The organism is Bradyrhizobium sp. WSM4873 (assembly GCF_055811355.1).
Genome location: NZ_JBVVPS010000018.1, coordinates 105969 through 123184, shown reverse-complemented (window position 1 = coordinate 123184; position 17216 = coordinate 105969). Strand labels below are relative to the sequence as shown.

Below are 17216 nucleotides of genomic sequence, written 5' to 3'. Positions count from 1 at the left end.
CAGTCTTAGCCAGGCAGCAGAACATCGTGTCCAAACAATCGGACGGGAGGAGCGCGTGAACGTCAAAGCCACCTTGTCGCCCGAGGATGTTGCCCGCGCCTGCGCCGATGCGATGTGGGCGGAGGACGATGCCTCCAAAGGACTCGGCATGGAGATCGTCGAGGTCGGGCCGGGCTATGCCACGCTGGCTATGACTGTACGGCCGGACATGGTCAACGGCCAGCGCATTGCCCATGGCGGCTTCATCTTCACGCTGGCCGATTCGGCCTTCGCTTTCGCATGCAACTCGCACAACGATCGCGTCGTAGCGGCGCAGGGCCAGATCACCTTCATCAAGCCGGGCAAGCTCGGCGATCGCCTCGTCGCAAAGGCGCGCGAGGTCACGCGCGGCGGGCGCTCCGGCATCTATGACGTGCGCGTCACCGCCGGCGATACAGTCATCGCCGAATTCCGCGGGCATTCGCGGGTTATTTCCGGTTCGTGGTTGCCGACGCAAGATCAATAAAAAAAGAACAAACCAATGATGTGGGGAAACGAGGATGGCTCTGACGAGGCTCAAGGAAGGTGGTAACACCTACCGCGCCGAAATGGACGCGCACGAGCGCGCGTCACGTGACGAGATCCAGGCGCTCCAGACGGAGCGGCTGGCCTGGTCGCTGAAGCACGCCTACGACAACGTCGCGCATTATCGCAACGCCTTCGACGCGGCCGGCGTGCACCCGTCCGCCTTTCGAGAGCTCTCGGACCTTGCGAAATTTCCGTTCACCGTAAAAACGGACCTGCGCGACAATTATCCCTTCAGCATGTTTGCCGTGCCCCGTGAAAAGCTGGTGCGCGTGCATGCGTCCTCTGGCACGACGGGCAAGCCGATCGTGGTGGGCTATACGCAACGCGACATCAACACCTGGTCGGAGGTGATGGCGCGCTCGATCCGCGCCGCCGGCGGCCGCACCGGCATGATCATCCACAATGCCTATGGTTACGGTCTCTTCACCGGCGGGTTGGGGGTGCACTATGGCGCCGAAAAGCTCGGTTGCACCGTGGTGCCGATCTCCGGGGGCATGACCGAGCGGCAGGTGCAGCTCATCAACGACTTCCGGCCCGACATCATCACGGTGACGCCGAGCTACATGTTGGCGATCCTCGACGAGTTCAAGCGTCAGAAGCTCGATCCGCGTCAATGCTCGCTCAAGGTCGGCATTTTTGGCGCGGAGCCCTGGACCAATGCGATGCGCGGCGAGATCGAAGACGCCTTCGACATGGACGCGACCGACATCTACGGTCTTTCCGAGGTGATCGGGCCCGGCGTCGCGCAGGAATGTATCGAGACCAAGGACGGCCTGCACATCTGGGAGGATCATTTCTATCCCGAAGTGATTGACCCCGAGACCGGTGCAGTGCTGCCCGATGGAGAGAAAGGTGAGCTGGTTTTCACCTCGCTGACCAAGGAAGCGTTTCCGGTGATCCGCTATCGCACCCGCGATCTGACGCGGCTGCTGCCGGGTACGGCGCGGCCGGGCATGCGGCGGATGGAGAAGGTGACCGGACGCTCCGACGACATGATCATTCTGCGCGGCGTCAATCTGTTCCCGACCCAGATCGAGGAGGTTCTGCTGGCGACCGATTGGTGCGGCGGGCACTTCGTCCTGGAACTCACCCGCGAAGGCCGGATGGACGAGCTGACCATCATCGCCGAGGCGCGGCCTGAGAGCTGGGACGGCCGGGGTCTCATCGATCATGCCGACCGGATCTCGACTCATATCAAGAACACGATCGGGATCAGCTCCAACGTGCGGGTGGTTGCGCCTGCGACATTGGAACGTTCGCTCGGCAAGGCCAAGCGCCTCTACGACAAGCGGCCCAAGGATTGACTTGACGGATTGACTTGATCGTCCGCAGAGGCGACAAGGCCCGCGAGAAATCGCGGGTCTTTCCATGTCAACAGCCGATCCCAAAGCCGTCGACGCGCGCTGTGTGCGCCTCAATGCCAAGGCCGAGAACGCGGCTGCGGTTGCGCCGGTGGTCGAGCCTCACGCGCTTGTTCGCGGCCCTAGCGATCTGCTGATCGAGCTGAAGGCCGCCGCCGTCAATCCCTCCGACGTCAAGGCCGCGACCGGGCTGATGCCCTATGCCGTCTTCCCACGCACGCCGGGTCGCGATTACGCCGGCGTGGTGATCGAGGGGCCGGCCGGTACCATCGGCCGCGAGGTGTTCGGCTCCTCCGGCGATCTCGGCATCCGTCGCGACGGCACTCACGCCAGCCATCTCGTCGTTGAATCCGACGCGGTGGTCGATAAGCCCAAGACCGTGTCCTGGGAGGAGGCCGCCGGCATCGGGGTGCCCTTTGTCACCGCCATGGAGGGTTTTCGCCGCGCCGGTGGGCCGAAGAGCGGCGAGACCGTTCTCGTGTTCGGCGTCAATGGCAAGGTCGGTCAAGCTGCGGTGCAGATCGCGACGTGGCAGGGCGCGCGTGTCATCGGCGTGGTGCGCAAGGCGGAAGCTTATGAGGGCCATACCAACGCGTCCATCGAGGTGATCGACGCTTCCACGACCGATGTCCCCACGCGCGTGCGCGAGTTGACCGATAGTAGAGGCGCCGACATCGTCTTCAACACGGTCGGCGATCCCTATTTCCAGGCGGCGCACAAGTCGCTCGCGCTTCGCGGTCGCCAGATCCTGATCGCCGCGATCGACCGCATCGTGCAGTTCAACATTCTCGAATTCTATCGCGGGCAACATACCTATGTCGGCATCGACACGCTCGGCCTGTCGTCGATCGCGACAGGCGCTGTGCTGCGTGAGCTCGGCCCGGGCTTCGCGAGCGGGCACCTGAAACCGTTCCCGATCAAGGCGAACGCCGTCTATCCGCTCGAACGCGCGAAGGAGGCCTATGTCGCCGTTGCCGGCTCGTCGCGGGATCGTGTGATCCTGAAGCCTTGATCATGGAATCGTCCACCCAGCTCGTCGTCCTCGCCGGCCTCGTCATTGGCCTGGTTTACGGCGCCGTCGGCCTGCTCAGCGGCTTCTGCCTGATGAGCAGCATGCGCGGCTGGCTGTCGGAGGGGGATGGGCGGCTGGTACGCACCTATGCGCTGGCGATCGCGGTCGCGACGGCAGCGAGCCAATTCCTCGCCGGCAACGGCATGGTCGATCTCGGCAAATCGATCTACCTGCAACAGTCCTTTTCGGTGCCAGTACTGTTTCTCGGCGGGCTTCTGTTCGGATACGGTATGGTGCTGTCGAACGGCTGCGGTTCGCGCGCGCTGGTGCTGCTCGGTCGCGGCAATCTCCGCTCCTTCGTCGTGGTGGTCGTGCTCGCCATCGCCGCGCAGATGACGCTCAAGGGCCTGATCGCGCCGGCGCGCATCGCGCTGGTCCAGGCCTCGCAAACCACGGTCAACGTGAATTCGCTGCCGTCATTGTTGGCCGTGTTCGGTCCGGCTGAAGCGGTTTCGCGCGCGATGGCCGCTGCTGTCATCGTCGTTGTGCTGATCCTGTTTGCTTTCGCGCACCCGGCGTTCCGGCGTTCGCCCGGCCAGATTGCGGCCGGTGTCATCGTCGGTCTCCTCGTCGCGGGCGGCTGGTTCGTCACCGGCTATCTCGGCGCGGATGATTTCAACCCCGTCCCTGTGACCTCGCTCACGTTCATCGCGCCGATCGCGGACAGCCTGCAATATGCCATGCTCTCGACCGGTCTGACGCTGAACTTCGGCATCGCGACAGTTGCCGGCGTCTTCGCCGGCAGTCTGGTCACCGCCCTTGCCACGGGCCGCTTCCATCTCGAAGGCTATTCCTCGCCACGTCACATGCTGCGATCGGCCGGCGGCGCTGCGCTGATGGGCATCGGCGGCGTGATGGCGTTCGGCTGTTCGATCGGGCAAGGGCTCACCGGCGTGTCGACGCTGGCGCTGGGCTCGTTCGTCGCGGTCACCGGCATCCTGCTGGGCACGACAGCTGGCCTGCGCGGAAGCCTGCGTGTTCAGCCGCTGGCCGTAGCCTGACGGCGGAGCAACCGGTCGCCCAGCGTCGCGAGGCCGATGCCCGTGACGATCAGCGCGGCTGCGATGACAAGGCTCATGTCGATGGGTTCACCCAGCAGGATCGCGGCTGTGGCTATACCGACGAGCGGCGTCCCGGTGGTGCCGAGCGACGTCGTCAGCGCCGAGATGCTCTTGTTGACCATCGACATGGCCCAATAAGCCAGCGCCGTCCCAATCAGACCGGAGTACAGGAACAGGAGGACGAGTTTCCATGACCATTCCGCGTGCGGCAGTCCGTGCGTCACGGCGGCCGATCCCGTCAGCACGATCGTCGCCACGAGCACCTGCCAGATCAAAAGCTGGAGCGGGGACGCGATCCAGCGATGCGCGCGGATATAGATGATGTTTGCGGCCCATGAAATCGCGGCCAGGATGATCATGCCTGCGCCGAGCACGACGTTGGTGTTGGTCCAGTCGATCGATGCCGGATTCAGGATCACGGCAAGGCCGATCAGCCCGAGCAAGGCGCCGGCCAGCTTTGGCGCGGTCAGCGTGTCCTTCCCGAGCAGCGGCGCGGCGATCGCGACCCAGAGCGGCGTGGTGTAGCCCAGCACGATGGCCTTGCTTGCGGGCAGGAAGCGCACACCAGTCGCAACCAGCACCGAGAACACCGTCATGTGCAGCAGTGCGACGCTGAGGATTACCGGAATGTCGCGCCGCTCCGGGATCACCAGATTGTTGCTCAGTCCGAGGATCGCGAACAATCCGGCCAGCGCGATCCAGCTCCGGATTGCCGACGTCCACAGGGGCGGGAGGAACTGGACGAGCTGCTTCGTCACCGACCAGTTCACGCCCCAGGCCAGCACGACGATGAGGAACAGGCCGACGGCCGCGCGGGGTGAGAGGGAGTTCATCGGAAATCCTTGAAGCAGTTCTATCAGGCGAATAGCATCCCGTTTGGCACCTGAAAAAGTGCCAGATCGGAAAGGATTAAGGTGCCAGTTCCGGACAGCATGATTTCCGCCCTGATCGACCTGAACCGGGCCGACGACAACGGACTGGTGGCTCAGCTGACGAGCCAGCTCCGAAGCTTGATCGCGACGGGCCGCCTCGGCAAAGGCCGCACGCTGCCGTCGAGCCGCCGGCTTGCGAGCGATCTCGGCGTCTCGCGCAACACCGTCAGCTATGCGTTCGAGCAGCTCGCCGCCGAGGGATATCTCGAAGCCTCGCACGGCCGCCGTCCGATGGTCACAGTCGACGGCGGCGAGCGCGTCGCAGAGGCGGGCGCCGTCGCATCTCGCATGCGCCCTGGCAAGCCGCGGCTTTCGCCCTGGGCCTCGAGCCTCACGCAAACCGACTGGCCGATGTCTTATCAGGCGCGACTGAGACCCTTGCGTCCCGGGCACGGCGATTTCAGGGAGTTTCCAAACGAGGTCTGGGCGCGCTGCCTGCGCCGCAGCGCCGTGCGCGCGGCCAAGCGCGAGCTTGGACCGGTCAACCGGACGCGCCTGCGCGAGGCGCTGGCACACTATCTCGCGGCCAGCAGGGGTGTGCGCGCGACGGCGGATCAGATCCTGATTCTGCCGAGCGCACAGGCGGCGCTGACCTTGATTGCGGCTGCCCTCATCACGCCCGGCGACGACGTCTGGGTCGAGGATCCCGGCTACCCCGGCGCCGCAGCCGCCTTCCGCGCGTCCGGTGCGCGCGTGACCGGGATCAGGTTGGACGAGCAGGGCATGCAGCGGATTCCGGGGATGGCGACCCCGACATTGATCTTCATGACGCCGTCGCACCAACACCCGACCGGTCGCCTGATGTCGCTCTCGCGCCGCACGGAATTTCTTGGCCTGAGCAGGCCCGGCAAGACCTGGATCGTGGAGGACGATTACGACGGCGAATTCCACTATGACAGCCGGCCGGTGCCGGCTTTGCAGGGACTCGATGCCCATGGCCGCGTGTTCTATGTCGGCACGTTCTCCAAGGCCATGACCTCGGACATCCGGCTCGGTTACCTCGTCGTTCCGCCGTCCCTGGTCAACACCTTGGAGATCGCACAGCGGCACATCGGGCTGATCGCCCCGAGCCACGTCCAGGAAGCGCTGGCCGAGTTCATTGCCGACGGGCATTTCCTGGCGCACCTGCGCCGGGTGCGCCGGATCTATCACGCCCGCCGCGATCACCTCGTGCAGGGATTGGAGCGCCATTTAGGGGAAGCGCTCGCGGCCGAAGTGCCCCCGGGCGGCATTCAGCTCGTCGCGCGCCTCAAGCGCGGTCGCGCCGATCAGGCGGCGGTCAAGCGGCTGGTCGAAGCGGGCGTTGAAACGCGTGCCCTGTCCGGCTTGGCAGTTGGCAGGCCGCGCGATCACGGTCTGTTGCTCGGCTTCGCGGCCTGGCGCGAGGGCGAGATCACCGCGGCATTGCGAACGATGGCGTCGTGCTTCTAGCGCCAGCGTCCTAGGCCACAGCCCTCGTCACGATGCGGATTTCCGAGGTCAGCGTCCGGTGCACCGGGCACTTGTCGGCGATCTCCATCAATTTCTTGCGCTGCTCGGGATCGAGCGCGCCGTCCATCGCAATGTCGCGCTCGATTTGGTCGAGCATGCCCTCGCGCGTCTCGCACTCCATGCAGTCTTTTGCATAGATCTTGGAATGCTTCAGCGAGACGGTGACACGATCGAGCGGCAGCGACTTGCGGTCGGCATAGAGACGCATAGTCATCGAGGTACAGGCCCCGAGGCCAGCGAGCAGGAGATCGTAGGGACCAGGGCCGGCATCCTCGCCGCCGGCGGCGACCGGCTCGTCCGCGATGAGCTGATGCGGACCGACGGAGATGGTCTGGTTGAACTTGCTCTTGCGGGTCTCCTGCACCACGACCCGGCGCGGCGCCTCGGGGAGATCCATCGCCTTCGCAGGTTTTGCCGTGTCGATGTACCGGCTTGCCCAGGCCGCGATCACGTCGGCTGCGTAGAGCGCGTCGGCAGGCTTGGTCAGGAGATGATCGGCATGGTCGAGCGAGACGAAGCTCTTGGGATGCCGGGCGGAGACGAAGAGCTTCGTCGCATTCTCGATGCCGACGGTATCGTCGACCGGAGAATGCATCACCAACAGCGCCTTGTGCAGGCCGGTGACGTCTTTCATCAGTTCGTGCTCGGTGATGTCGTCGAGGAATTCGCGCTTGATCCGGAACGGGCGTCCTGCAAGCGAGACTTCGACCTCACCTTGCGTGCGAATGTCGTCGAGATGCTCTTTGAACAGGCCGGTGACGTGGGCGGGATCGGACGGTGCCGCAATGGTCACAACCGCCTTGGCTTCCGGGATTTGTCCTGCTGCCGCAAGGATCGCGGCGCCGCCGAGGCTGTGACCGATCAAGATGGATGGCACCTTGCGGACGCTACGCAGATGATCGGCCGCGCGCACGAGATCGGCCACGTTTGAGGAAAACGTCGAATTGGCAAAATCCCCTTCACTCGAGCCGAGCCCGGTGAAGTCGAAGCGAAGCACCGCGATGCCCTTGGCGGCGAGCGCGACCGAGATGCGTTTGGCGGCCAGCGTGTCCTTGCCGCAGGTGAAGCAATGCGCGAACAGCGCGAAGGCCGCGGGCTCGCCGTCGGGTAGCTCCAGCGCGGCCGAAAGTTGATGGCCGCCTTCGCCGATGAATTGAAAGCGCTCTGTCGGCATGGGCTTCCCCCCGTCCTTGCTTTGAATCTAATCGCCCGAATAGCGCTGCTCTGCCCAGGGATCGCCGCGGTTATGATAGCCGCGGACTTCCCAGAAGCCCGGCGCGTCCTCGGTCAGGAATTCGATCGACTGAACCCATTTGGCGCTCTTCCAGAAATACAGATGCGGCACGACCAGCCGCACCGGGCCGCCATGTTCGGCCGACAATGGCTCACCGGACCAGCTATGGGCGAGCAATGCGTCATCGGCGGCAAAGTCGTCCAGCGCGAGGTTAGTGGTGTAGCCGTCATGGGAATGCAGCACGACGAAGCGCGCGTCCTGGCGCGGCTGGCAGGCCGCGAGCAGCTCGCGCGTGGCGAGCCCCTCCCACTCATTGTCGTAGCGCGACCATGTGGTGACGCAGTGGATGTCGGAGGTGAACCGCGCCTGCTTCTGGGCGGCGAACTCTGCAAAGGTCCAGAACACGGGGGTCTCGATCGCGCCGTAGACGTCGAGCCGCCAGCGCTCGCGCGAAATCGGCGGCACGACGCCCAGATCGAGCACCGGCCAGTCTTTTGTCAGATGCTGGCCGGGCGGCAGGCGCTGATCTTCCGGGCGCGTGATCTTGCCGGTCAAAAAGCGGCCTTCACGCGCCCATTTTTCCTTGGTGCGCGTCAGCTTGCTGTCGGGCGGCTCGTTGTCTTCGGCCATCGGCTACTCGTGGCGGTGCATCGCAGAGGCGTGCTTGGTGTCGCGCATGGTGGAATAGATGATCAGTGACAGGCAGATGATACCGGCGAGATAGTAGTAGAACCACGCCTCATGCCCGATGCTCTTGAAATAGAGCGCGATCGCCGGCGCCGTGCCGCCGAACAGCGAGACGGTGATCGCATAGGGCAGGCCGACGCCGAGGGCGCGGACATTGGTCGGGAACAGCTCGGCCTTCACTACGGCGTTGATCGAGGTGTATCCGGCGACGAACAGCCAGGCGCAGCAGATCAGGATGAACGCGATGAAGGGCGACTTGGTCTCCTTCAGCGTCATCAGCAGGGGCACGGTTGCGAGCGTGCCGGCGGCGCCGAAGAAGATCAGCAGCGGCTTGCGGCCGATCTTGTCGGAGATGGCGCCATAGATCGGCTGCAGGATGGTCGCGAAGATCAGCGTGCCGAAGATCACGAAAGTGGTCTGGTCCTCGGTCAACCCCACCGAAAGCTTGACGAAGGTCTGCATGTAGGTGGTGAAGGTGTAGAACGCCGCAGTGCCGCCCGCGGTCAGGCCGACCACCAGGAGCAACTCGCGGGGATAGCGCAGCAAATTGGTGAGCGAGCCGGTCGGCTTCACCACCTTCTTGGCTTCTTCGAAGGCCACGGTCTCGTGCAAGCCGCGCCGCATCACCGCGGCAAAGATCGCGAGCGCCGCACCGATCGCAAACGGGATGCGCCAGCCCCAGGCTCTCAATTCCTCCGGCGTGAGGAAGATCTTTTGCAGAAGCAGCAGCACGATGATCGCGGTGAGCTGGCCGCCGATCAGGGTGACGTATTGGAAACTCGAATAGAAGCCGCGGTGCTTGGGGTCGGCGACCTCGCTGAGGTAGGTGGCGCTGGCGCCGTATTCGCCGCCGAGACTCAAGCCTTCGATGACGCGGGCGAGCGCCAGGATCACCGGCGCGGCGAAGCCGATCGTGGCGTAGGTCGGCGTCAACGCGATGATCAGCGAGCCGAAGCACATGAAGACGACCGACAGCGTCAGCGAGATGCGCCGCCCGTAATGATCGGCGATATAGCCGAACAGCCAGCCGCCCAGCGGCCGCATCAGGAAGGTCGCCGCGAATACGACGGCGACATTCAATTGCTGGACGACGGGGTCGTTGCCGGGAAAGAAGGCGGGAGCGAAATAGAGCGCAAACGCGGTATAGGCGTAGAAGTCGTACCACTCGACGAGATTGCCGATCGAGCCGATGAAGATCGCCTTGATCCGGCGCTTGGCGTCGGCGATGTCAATGTGGTCGGAGGCCGGTCGGTTTAGCTGCTCAGTCACGTCCGGCCTCTCCGTATCGCAGTTTGGAAAGGTCTACATCGCCTTTCCAAGCAAAAATGGCAACTGGCGGGGGCCTCTGACGGTTCCCTGGGACCAGGTCACCGTGCCTGCCGGATCGAGGGCGAAGTCCGGAATTCGCTTCAGCCATTCCTCCAGCGCAACCTGCATCTCCATGCGCGCAAGGTTCGAGCCGACGCAGCGGTGGATGCCGAGGCCAAAAGCTGCGTGGCGGTTCTCGCGGCGGTCAATCACGACCTTGTCAGCATCCGGAAACATTTTCGGGTCACGGTTGGCGGCCGGGAAGGACAGCAGCACCATGTTGCCTGCCTTGACCGGGCAGCCTGAGACCGTGGTCTCCTTGACGACTTCGCGGGCCATCGTCACCGGCGAATAGGCGCGCAGCAGCTCCTCCACCGCGGTCGGGATCAGCCCGGGCTCGGCAATCAGGCGCTCGCGATCGGCGGGCGTCCGGGCAAGATGCCACAGCGAGGAGCCGATCGCGCTCCAGGTGGTGTCGATGCCGGCAATCAGGAGCAGGCGCAACGAGCCCAGCACGTGTGAATCCTCGAGCGGATTGCCGTCCTTGTCCCGGGCATTCATCAGGTAGGAAATGAGGTCGTCGGTCGGCTTTTGCTTGCGCGCCTCGATATGGCCACTGAAATAGGCGCTCATCTCGTGCACCGCCTGTAGCAACGTGTTTTCGTCCTTGATGCCAAGTTCCAGGATCATGTGGATCCAGCGGATGAAGAGATCGCTGTCTGTCTCGGGGATACCGAGCATGTGGGCGATTGCGCGAACCGGAATGTGCTTGGTGTAGCGCTCTGCCGCGTCGAGCCGGTCTTCAGCAATGAAGCCGTCGATCAACTCGTTGCAGATCGCGCGCACCCGCGGCTCCAGCTTCTTCATCGCGTCCGGCGTGAACGGCGGCAGCAGCAATTGCTTGGCTGGCTTGTGCACCGGCGGATCGGACGTGATCGGCGGGGCGGCGTTTCTGCTGGTGATTTCCGGCCGCACGTCGCGGACGATGATGCGACGCGAGGAGAAATGCTCGCTGTCGTTAGCGATCTCGCGCACCGCTTCATAGGTCGTCGGCAGATAGCAGCCTAGGAAGCGGTCGGTATGCACGATCGGGCTTGCGGCGCGCAGCTCGTCCCAGATCGGGAAGGGATCTTCCGTCCATTGCGGATCGGTGTGGTCGAAATCATGGACCCAGTCGGTCACGGGCGGATGGGCGGCGGGCTGGCTGATGTCGGACATCTCGAAATCCCTCGGGGCTCGTGGTCACGGAAGGCACGCGGGCAGAAGCCGGGCGCGCTACTCCTCGATCACGTCGATCGCGATTTCCGGACAATTGGATTTGGCAAGCCAGGCCTTGTCTTCGAGGCCGGGCGGGACGGTGCCGTCGCCGGCTTCGTGGGCGTTGCCGTATTCGTCGAGCTCGAACAACTCCGGCGCCAGCGCCTTGCAGCGCGCGTGCCCTTGGCATTTGTCGGGATCGACGTGAACCCTCAGTCGCTCTGTCATGGCGGCTTCCTCGGTCGTGTGCACCCCGGCCGAAGCCGGCGCGCGCTCCCATTTGAATTTTTGTTCAAGTTATAGGCTATTACATTCGCGGCAGGCTTCCCCTGTCAAGCGCAAACTTATAGGCTCTGCGCAACATGCGTTCACAACTCGCCCGCAAGCCCGAGAACACCTACCACCATGGCGATCTCCGCGACGCCTTGATCAAGGCCGCACTGCGCGAAGCCGAGCAGGGTGGAACGGAGGCGATCAGCATCAAAGCGCTGGCAAAGCAGCTGGGCGTCTCGCAGCCGGCGCCCTACCGCCATTTTGCCGATCGCGAGGCGCTGCTTGCGGCGGTGACGGCGGAGGCGTTCCGGCAGCTCAGCGGGATCTTGCGGGCGGCGATGGCAAAGCCGTCGAAGCGGTCGAAACTGTCGCTGCTGGCGCAGGCGACGCTGGATTTCGGCTTACGTCGCAACGGTGTCTATCGCTTGATGTTCGCCTCGCGCACGGTGTCGTGTGCGGCGAAAGGCAGCGAGCTGCACGAAGCGACGCGCGAAACCTTTGCGCTCGTGGTCGAGGCGCTGGAAGCTCCGGCAGTTGATTACTTGCGCGAGCGGCAGGCGCTCAAGATCTGGGCGGCGGTGCACGGCGTGGTGATGCTGGCCGAGCAGGGACTGTTCACCGGCGAGGCGGCCCATGCCACGCGCGAGGACCTTGTCGAGGATTTTGTCAGCGAAACGAAGGCGGCACTTGCGGCGGCGATCAAGGGTGCGCGGCGCCGGAAAAAGGCTGGCGCCTAGGTCTTCGCTTTCAGCAACTTCATCAGCTTCTCGACGGCGCTTTCAGGCGTGGTCACGACGGGGCGGCCGGTAGCTTCTGCCACTACGGGCGCAGTTGCCGCGATGCTGAACTGCGCGAGCGCGACGACGTCGCAATCGCGCAAATCATGTGCGGCTTCCACGATCAGCCGGTCGTGAGTCGCGCGGTCGCCGCGGTCGAGCGCGGCCAGCGCTCCTTCGGCAAGCTTCGGTACGATCTGGACGGAGGAAGGAAACTCCGGCGGCATCGAGGCCAGCGTCGGCGCGAATGTCGAGAGCAGGCCGATGCGCTGGCCCATCGTCACCGCCCGTTCGATCATGGCTTCGTTCGGCTTGAGCACCGGCATCGGCGCATGCGCGCGCGCGACCGCCTCGATGCAGGGACCGAAGGCCGAGCAGGTGAACAGGATCGCATCCGCGCCTGTCGCCGCGGCGTAGTGGCCGAGCACAAGAAAGCGTTCGGTCATGGCATCATTGAGCTTGCCGTCACGCGCCAGATCCGACGAGAGGCTGTCGTCGAGCAGGTTCATCAGCCGTGCTTCCGGCCACGCCTTCGCGAACGCAGCTTCGATCGGAGCGATGGAATGCTTGAGGGCGTGGATGAGGGCGATGCGAGGAGACGTCGGCATTGAACGTTACCTGATGGGAGGTCGCGTGCCCCGGACGCAGCGCGTCCGGGACACGCAAAACGTTTACTTGAACGGCACCGCGTACATCAAGCCGCCCTTGCTCCAGAGGCCGTTGAGGCCGCGCTCGAGCTTGAGCGGGCTCGCCTTGCCGACATTGCGCTCGTAGATCTCGCCGTAATTGCCGGTGGCCTTGAGGGCCGTGACCAGCCATTTGTTGTCGAGCCCGAGGCGCGAGCCGAGATCGCCGGAGGCGCCCAGCAGGCGCTGGATCGCGGGCGTCTGCGACTTCGCCATCTCGTCGACATTGCCTTGTGTGACGCCGAGCTCTTCGGCCTCGATCAAGCCGTAATGCAGCCAGGTGATGATGTCGCTCCAGACCTCGTCGCCATTGCGGGTGAAGGGGCCGAGCGGCTCCTTGCTGATGGTCTGCGGCAGCACGACGTAGTCGGCCGCGTTCGGCGCCGCGGTCGTCACGGCGCCGGCGAGCGCGGAAGCGTCCTGGGTCATGGCATCGCAACGGCCGCCGAAGAAGGTCTGGTACATGGTGTCGACGCGGTCGAACACCAGCGGCTTCCAGTCGATGCCGTTGGCGCGGCCGTAGTCGCCGAGCGTGACCTCATGCGTGGTGCCCTGCGCGACGCAGACGGTGGCGCCCTTGAGATCCTTGATCTCCTTCACGCCGAGGTCTTTCTTCACCACAAAGCCCTGGCCGTCGTAGAAGTTGATTGGACCCTGCCGCAGGCCCAGCGTGACACCGCGCAGATAGGTCTGCGTCGAGTTGCGGTAGAGCACGTCGATCTCGCCGGACTGGAGCGCGGTGAAGCGGTTCTGCGCGGTCAGCGAGACGTAACGCACCTTGGTGGCATCGCCGAGCACGCCGGCGGCGAGTGCGCGGCAATAATCGACGTCGAGACCCTTGTAGTTGCCTTGCGAATCCGGTGCGGAGAAGCCGGCAAAACCGGCGCTGACGCCGCATATCAGCGTGCCGCGGCTCTTCACAGTGTCGAGCGTTGCCGCCGCCGCGACGACTGTCGATGCCGCGAGCAAGCCGGCTACGATAACCACTTTCCTCATCATGCTATTCTCCCCTCACTGATTGACACGACACAATACGTTGTCGACAGCCGTGCCGAGCTTGTCGACGATCAGGTCGATCTCCTCCGCGGAGGTGATATAGGGCGGCGCCAGCAGCACGTGGTCGCCACGGACGCCGTCCACGGTGCCGCCACCGGGATAGCAGCCGAGACCGTTGGCGAAGGCCTCGGCCTTGATCTTCTGGTTCAGCTTCAGCGCGGGATCGAACGAGGTCCGGCTGGCGCGATCGGCGACGAGCTCGATCGCCCAGAACAGGCCGCGGCCCCTGATGTCGCCGACATGGCGGTGATTGCCGAAGCGCTCGGTGAGCCGCTGCTCGAGCTGCTTGCCGCGCTCCTTGACCCGATCGAGCAGGCCGTCCTCGCGGATCACGTCCTGCACCGCGAGCGCAGCAGCGCAAGCGAGAGGGTGCGCCAGATAGGTGTGGCCGTGCAGGAAGGCGCCCGAGCCTGAGCGGATTGTGTCGATGACCTTGCCACTGGCGAGCATCGCGCCGATCGGCTGGTAGCCGCCGCCGAGACCTTTGGCGATCGCCTGGATATCGGGCGCGATGCCTTCCTGCTCCCAGGCGTGCGCGGTGCCGGTGCGGCCCATGCCGCTCATGACCTCGTCGAGAATGAGCAGGGCGCCGTGTCGGTCGCAGATCTCGCGCACCGCCTTGAAGTAGCCGTCCGGCGCCGTCACAGCACCAGCGGTGGCGCCGACGACGGGCTCGGCGAGAAATGCGGCGACCGTGTTGGGGCCGAGGCGCTGAAACTCGGCTTCGAGTTCGGCCGCAAGCCGGGCAACGAATTGTGCGTCGGATTCGCTCTCGTGCTTCTCGTGATAAGCGAAAGCCGGGGTCACATGGCTGAAGGCGTCTGAGAGCAGCGGCGCGTAGGGCGCGCGGCGCCAGGCATTGCCGCCCGCCGCGAGCGCGCCGAGCGTATTGCCGTGATAGCTCTGCCGCCGCGCAATGAAGTGCTGCCGCTGCGGCTCGCCGCGTTCGATGAAATACTGCCGCGCGATCTTGATGCTGGCTTCGATCGCTTCCGATCCGCCGCTGACGAAATAGGCGTAGGCGAGGCCACCGGGCTCATGCCCGACCAGCCTCTCGGCCAGCGCCTCCGCCGGCTCGGACGTGAAGAAGGCTGTGTGAGCGTAGGCCAGCGTCGAAGCCTGCTTCGTGATCGCTGCGATCACGCGCGGATGCTGGTGGCCAAGACAAGAGACCGCCGCGCCGCCGGAGGCGTCGATCACGCGGCGTCCGTCCTCGGCAAAGAGATAGACGCCTTCGCCGCCGATCGCCTTGGGCGGCGTTTCGCGCAGCGAGCGATGCAGCACACGGCTGGTGCGAGCGGCCATGGGTCAACCTTTCTCGGATACGTAAGTTGAAGCCGCGGCGAGCCGCGCCTCGGTATTCTCAAGGCGCTTCTTCGCGGTCGTGCCGCCGAGCGAAAACGTCACGGCGGCGAGCGATTGCGCGATCGCAATGGCGCCGGTGAGGCTCGGGAAAAAGCCGGGAGAGGAGGCCGCCTCGAACAGCAGCACGTGATCGGCGCCTTCAGCCATCGGCGCCGAAGGGCTATCGGCGATCGCGATCAGGGCCGCGCCGGCGCGATAGGCGGCCTGCGCGACCCGGACGCTCGCATGGGTGTAGGGCATGAAGCCGATGACGATGACGGCCTCGCCGGGCCGGAACGCGCCCATGTCGAGATCATCGGGGCCGGACGCGCCGACGAGTTGCACCTGTTCGGGACGAAACAGCCGGAGTTCGTAGTTCAGCAGTTCCGCGACGCTGCGACAGCTTCGGTAGCCGGTGATCCAGATCCGCTTGGCGTCGTGGAGCGCACGCGCCGCTTCCGCAATCGGCTGGGCCGGGATGCGCGGAAGGCCGGCGGCCTCGGCCTGCAGCTTCTCGGTGACGAGCGCAACATCGGCGTTCGGGCCGTGGCGGCGACTTTTGGCGCGGCCGGAGAAGGGCGCGATCTGCGAGGGCCGCCGCGCCTCCGTCAGCGCCGCACGCAATTCATCCCAGCCCGAATAGCCGATCGCCTTGGCAAGCCGCGTGAACGCGGCGGGATCGGCGCCGGCGACCGCTGCGAGATCGCGCATCGAACGCGTGGTGGCGTCGTAATCATTCGCCGCGACGAAACGCCCGACCTCCTGCAGTCGCATCGGAAGCGATGGCAATGCAATGCGCAGTTCGCTCAGCGGCGAGGATTTCGCGGGCTCGGCCATGAAACATTTGTTGCACAAAGTAGAGTTTGGTGCAACAGTTGACGTACGCCGCCGGAAATCGCCGTCTTGAGAAGGATTTTTGTGCTGTGACGTCAGACGCTCCGAGACCGCCGCCGCGCCGCCGCTTCTTCGGCGCTTTCGGACAACGCGAGCTGAAAGGCCTGTTCTGGCAGGCCGTGGTGGTCGGGATCGCAGTCGCGGTCATCGTCTTCCTCTGGTCCAACACCGTCACCAATCTCTCCGCGCGCCGCATCACGACCGGTTTTGCATTCCTCGGCCGTGAGGCCGGCATGCCCATCTCCGATAGCCTGCTCGCCTACAATCCGAGAGACTCATATCTCTGGGCCTTCGTCGTCGGCGTCGCCAACACCCTGCGCGTCGCCGTGATCGGAATCGTGCTTGCAACCATCTTGGGCACGGTGATCGGCATCTCGCGGCTGTCGGCCAATTGGCTGCTGTCGCGGCTCGCCGCGGTGTATGTCGAAACGCTCCGCGACATCCCGCTGCTGCTCCAGCTCCTGTTCTGGTACGTGCTGATGCAGGCGCTGCCGGCCGCGCGCGCGGCATGGCGGCCGATCGAGGGCGTGTTCTTGTCCAATCGCGGGTTGATCCTGCCGGCGATTCCGATCGAGACGCCGCAGCTTTGGGTGCTCGGCACGGCAGTGCTCGGGCTCGTCGTGTTCTACGTCATCCGGCGGCGGCTCATCGCGCAGCAGATGCGCGATGGCAAGCCGCGGCCGGCCTGGCCTTTTGTGCTCGGGTTGCTCGTTGTGTTGCCCGCGGCGGTGTCCGTGCTGCTCGGCGTGTCCTGGACGATCGAATGGCCTGAGTTGCGCGGCTTCAACTTCGTCGGCGGACTGACGCTCGCGCCGGAATATTTCGCGCTGCTGATCGCGCTCGTCACCTACACCTCGGCCTTCATCGCCGAGATCGTGCGCAGCGGCATCCAGTCGGTGCCGCGCGGGCAGTGGGATGCCGCCAATGCGCTGGGACTGCGCCGCAGCTTCATGCTGCGGCAGATCATCCTGCCACAGGCGCTACGCGTCATCGTGCCGCCGATGACGAGCCAGTACCTCAACCTGACCAAGAACTCTTCGCTGGCGGTGGCGATCGGCTATCAGGACGTGGTCTCGATCGCCAACACGACGTTGAACCAGACCGGCCAGGCGATCGAGGCCATTGCCTTGATCATGGCGGTGTTTCTGACCATCAGCCTCGGCATCAGCTTCTTCATGAACTGGTATAATTCGCGCATCGCGCTGGTGGAGCGCTGA

17 protein-coding genes are annotated in these 17216 nt (G+C 64.8%); 7 read left to right on the top strand and 10 right to left on the bottom strand.

The window, feature by feature from the left end; genetic code table 11:
- Positions 1–55: 55 nt before the first annotated feature.
- The 4 genes from paaI (at position 56) to AC0L21_RS23225 (ending at position 4001) form a co-directional block, all read left to right on the top strand.
- Positions 56–505 carry a hydroxyphenylacetyl-CoA thioesterase PaaI gene (paaI, locus tag AC0L21_RS23240; protein ID WP_473264116.1) on the top strand — a complete coding sequence of 150 codons (450 nt, stop codon included), beginning with the start codon at positions 56–58 and terminating at the stop codon, positions 503–505.
- A gap of 34 nt (positions 506–539) precedes the next feature.
- Positions 540–1871: a phenylacetate--CoA ligase PaaK gene (gene paaK / locus AC0L21_RS23235; protein WP_473264115.1), complete on the top strand. Its 1332-nt coding sequence runs from the start codon at positions 540–542 to the stop codon at positions 1869–1871.
- A gap of 64 nt (positions 1872–1935) precedes the next feature.
- A complete protein-coding gene (locus AC0L21_RS23230; RefSeq protein ID WP_473264114.1) occupies positions 1936–2940 on the top strand; it encodes a quinone oxidoreductase family protein in 1005 nt (334 codons plus the stop codon).
- A 2-nt stretch (positions 2941–2942) separates the two neighbouring features.
- A complete protein-coding gene (locus tag AC0L21_RS23225; RefSeq protein WP_473264113.1) occupies positions 2943–4001 on the top strand; it encodes a YeeE/YedE family protein in 1059 nt (352 codons plus the stop codon).
- Here the strand turns inward: AC0L21_RS23225 and AC0L21_RS23220 are convergent.
- Entirely contained in the window at positions 3980–4894 is a 915-nt protein-coding gene (locus tag AC0L21_RS23220; RefSeq protein WP_473264112.1) for a DMT family transporter, read from the bottom strand. The two genes, AC0L21_RS23225 and AC0L21_RS23220, sit on opposite strands and share 22 nt — an antisense overlap.
- A 99-nt stretch (positions 4895–4993) precedes the next feature.
- Between AC0L21_RS23220 and pdxR the strand changes: the two genes are divergently transcribed.
- A complete protein-coding gene (gene pdxR, locus AC0L21_RS23215; protein WP_473264145.1) occupies positions 4994–6424 on the top strand; it encodes a MocR-like pyridoxine biosynthesis transcription factor PdxR in 1431 nt (476 codons plus the stop codon).
- A 10-nt stretch (positions 6425–6434) separates the two neighbouring features.
- Here the strand turns inward: pdxR and AC0L21_RS23210 are convergent, their stop codons facing one another.
- Genes AC0L21_RS23210 through AC0L21_RS23190 form a run of 5 tightly spaced genes read right to left on the bottom strand, consistent with a single transcriptional unit; the run spans position 6435 to position 11198 of the window.
- A complete protein-coding gene (locus tag AC0L21_RS23210; RefSeq protein ID WP_473264111.1) occupies positions 6435–7658 on the bottom strand; it encodes a bifunctional alpha/beta hydrolase/OsmC family protein in 1224 nt (407 codons plus the stop codon).
- 27 nt (positions 7659–7685) lie between these two features.
- Complete coding sequence (locus AC0L21_RS23205; protein WP_473264110.1) at positions 7686–8348, bottom strand: sulfite oxidase-like oxidoreductase; 663 nt, start codon at positions 8346–8348, stop codon at positions 7686–7688.
- 3 nt (positions 8349–8351) lie between these two features.
- A complete protein-coding gene (locus AC0L21_RS23200; protein WP_473264109.1) occupies positions 8352–9674 on the bottom strand; it encodes an MFS transporter in 1323 nt (440 codons plus the stop codon).
- 33 nt (positions 9675–9707) lie between these two features.
- Entirely contained in the window at positions 9708–10931 is a 1224-nt protein-coding gene (locus AC0L21_RS23195; RefSeq protein ID WP_473264108.1) for a cytochrome P450, read from the bottom strand.
- Between the two features lie 57 nt (positions 10932–10988).
- Complete coding sequence (locus tag AC0L21_RS23190) at positions 10989–11198, bottom strand: ferredoxin (RefSeq protein ID WP_007607931.1); 210 nt, start codon at positions 11196–11198, stop codon at positions 10989–10991.
- A gap of 134 nt (positions 11199–11332) precedes the next feature.
- Here AC0L21_RS23190 and AC0L21_RS23185 point away from each other — a divergent pair, with 134 nt between their 5' ends.
- Positions 11333–11980, top strand: a complete 648-nt coding sequence (locus AC0L21_RS23185) for a TetR/AcrR family transcriptional regulator (protein ID WP_473264107.1) — start codon at positions 11333–11335, stop codon at positions 11978–11980.
- Here AC0L21_RS23185 and AC0L21_RS23180 read toward each other — a convergent pair.
- From AC0L21_RS23180 to AC0L21_RS23165, 4 genes are all read right to left on the bottom strand, one after another.
- On the bottom strand, positions 11977–12627 hold the full coding sequence (locus AC0L21_RS23180; RefSeq protein WP_473264106.1) for an aspartate/glutamate racemase family protein: 651 nt from the start codon (positions 12625–12627) through the stop codon (positions 11977–11979). The two genes, AC0L21_RS23185 and AC0L21_RS23180, sit on opposite strands and share 4 nt — an antisense overlap.
- Before the next feature lie 63 nt (positions 12628–12690).
- A complete protein-coding gene (locus AC0L21_RS23175) occupies positions 12691–13704 on the bottom strand; it encodes an amino acid ABC transporter substrate-binding protein (protein ID WP_473264105.1) in 1014 nt (337 codons plus the stop codon).
- A gap of 12 nt (positions 13705–13716) precedes the next feature.
- A complete protein-coding gene (locus tag AC0L21_RS23170) occupies positions 13717–15066 on the bottom strand; it encodes an aspartate aminotransferase family protein (RefSeq protein WP_473264104.1) in 1350 nt (449 codons plus the stop codon).
- Positions 15067–15069: 3 nt separating this feature from the next.
- Positions 15070–15942, bottom strand: a complete 873-nt coding sequence (locus AC0L21_RS23165) for a MurR/RpiR family transcriptional regulator (RefSeq protein ID WP_473264103.1) — start codon at positions 15940–15942, stop codon at positions 15070–15072.
- Between the two features lie 86 nt (positions 15943–16028).
- On the opposite strand from AC0L21_RS23165, the gene AC0L21_RS23160 reads away from it, so the two are divergent.
- A complete protein-coding gene (locus AC0L21_RS23160) occupies positions 16029–17216 on the top strand; it encodes an amino acid ABC transporter permease (RefSeq protein WP_473264102.1) in 1188 nt (395 codons plus the stop codon).